Consider the following 2481-nt stretch of genomic DNA (forward strand, 5'->3'; position numbering starts at 1 on the left):
TAGCCATAATCAAGTGTTGGGCACTTTTGCGGTGTATCACCAGCTACCGCATACGCCCGCAGAAGACGAGCTGGAATTTGTCGGCGCTTGTTCGCACATATTGGGTATTGCAATTGAGCGGCATCAGGCACAGGAGCATTTGCGTTTATTAGAAAGCGGTATTTCACGCTTGAACGACATTGTGATGATTACTGAGGCGGAGTCGGCAGACGTCACCAGTCAGCGCATTATTCTGGTGAATGATGCGTTTGAGGAAATTACTGGCTTCAGCCGTGATGAGGTCATCGGCAAGTCGCCCAATATCTTACATGGTAAGAACACGCAGCCATCTGAGTTGCTTAGAATCGCTCAAGCATTAGACGCTGCGCAGCCGGTGCATGCCGAGCTTATACAGTATAAAAAATCCGCAGAGGAAATTTGGCTAGAGCAGGATATTGTGCCGATACGTGACGAATCTGGCTGGCATACGCATTGGGTTGCGGTGATGCGCGACATTACGCAACGCAAACAATCGGATCTGAAAATTCAGCAGCTGGCCTTTTATGACACCATGACCGGCTTGCCTAATCGCCAGTTATTAACCGACCGTTTGCAGCAGCGCTTGGCAGCAAGCGTGCGCAATCAGCAATCTGGCGCAGTGTTGTTTATTGATCTGGATAACTTCAAATCGTTGAACGATACGCACGGCCACGACATAGGCGATATGTTGTTAATCGAGGTTGCACGGCGTATTGTAAATTGTGTACGTGCCAGCGATACCGTGAGTCGTCTAGGTGGCGACGAGTTTGTGGTGATTGTCGATAAGCTGGATGAAAATCCTGACGAGGCGACGCTGCAAGTGAAAATCGTGTGCGAAAAAATACTACGCAGCTTCGAAGAGCCGTTTTATTTGAACAACTATACGCACCACACTACGCCTAGTATTGGCGTCACGCTGTTTGGCAAAGATGCTAATACGACGGTAGATGAATTACTCAGGCGTGCCGACTTGGCGATGTATAAAGCCAAAGATTCCGGGCGCAATGCGTATCGCTTTTTTGATCCGGAAATGGAAGCGTTTTTACGTGAGCGTGTGGCGTTGGAAGGTGATTTACACAATGGCGTGTTGCAGCAGCAATTTGTGCTGTATTTTCAGCCACAACTAGATCGCGCAAGACAGATAATAGGCGCGGAAGCCCTGATTCGCTGGCATCATCCGCAACGTGGTTTAATCATGCCGAGTGACTTTATACAGCTTGCCGAAGACTCGGGTCTGATTCTGCAAATTGGCGAATGGGTGTTAGCCAGTGCTTGCCGACAGTTATTGCTGTGGGCGCACAATCCGGCGACCAGCCATTTGAGTTTGTCTGTGAATGTCAGCCCTAGGCAATATCAACAGTCGGACTTTGTAGAGCAGGTGCTGCAATTAGTAAAGGCCACCGGCATTAACCCTGAAAAATTAAAACTAGAGCTCACAGAAAGTATTCTGGTTGATAACGTTGAAGACATTATTATCAAAATGAACGCGTTAAGTACCATAGGTGTTGGGTTCTCTTTGGACGATTTTGGCACTGGCTACTCATCATTATCTTATTTAAAACGTCTGCCCTTGGGGCAATTGAAAATTGATCAATCTTTTGTACGTGATATTTCTCGTACCGATAGAGACACCAGTATCGTGCACACGATTATTAATCTAGGCCAAAACTTAGGTTTGGAAGTGCTGGCCGAAGGGGTGGAAACCGAAGAGCAATTGGCGTTTTTGATAGAGCACGGATGTCAGCTGTTTCAAGGCTATTTATTCAGTAAGCCTTTGCCTGTAAAGCAATTTGAGGCGTTCCAAAAAACAATCAAAGCTTAAGCTTGAAACGATTAACGGCAGCGCACAAAAAAAGACGGTGACACTGAAGGGAGAAGTCGCGAATCATACCAAAGGCACTTCATGGTTGGTTCGGAATTACGTGTCACCGAAGCGTTCAATTTAATCAATTGCAAGGCCAGCGTAAATGGGTGCAAGCACCTAGGGGCTTTCCCTTATGGCTATGGCGGCATGCATATCAGTCAACGTTTACTCGATAAGAACGTTCATCTTATGACGCTTAAATACGAATGTAGGTGCAACGAATTAAGGTGACCGTAAATGCATTACCCTGAATCGTGTATGCGCAGTTCGTAGCATACCGGATAATAAAATGATTGATTATGTGATGAGAATATACGTATTCTCAATGAGGAGTTTTAAATGCGCTATTTGACGATGCTGTTATCTTTATTGGCGGTAGTTACGCTGAGTTCGTGTACTAACAACACGCGCCCTGATCATGTAGGGGTGAATGTTGGCATTCACGTACCAGTATCTCCGCGCTTGGTGTTGGTGCCTGGATATCCGGTTTATTATGACCCAAGTATCAGCCTGAATTATTTTTTCTACGATGGTTTATATTGGGTATACAGCAGTGATCGTTGGTACTCAAGTAACAGGTATAACGGACCATGGGGTAT

The 2481-nt window shown here is 46.2% G+C and carries 1 protein-coding gene; it reads left to right on the plus strand.

Annotated elements, in window-relative coordinates:
• Nucleotides 1-1840: EAL domain-containing protein (locus B7Y67_RS15225; RefSeq protein ID WP_293599361.1), on the plus strand; the 1840-nt coding region annotated here is incomplete at its 5' end.
• Nucleotides 1841-2481 lie beyond the last annotated feature (641 nt).

The organism is Polynucleobacter sp. 35-46-11, from assembly GCF_002281105.1.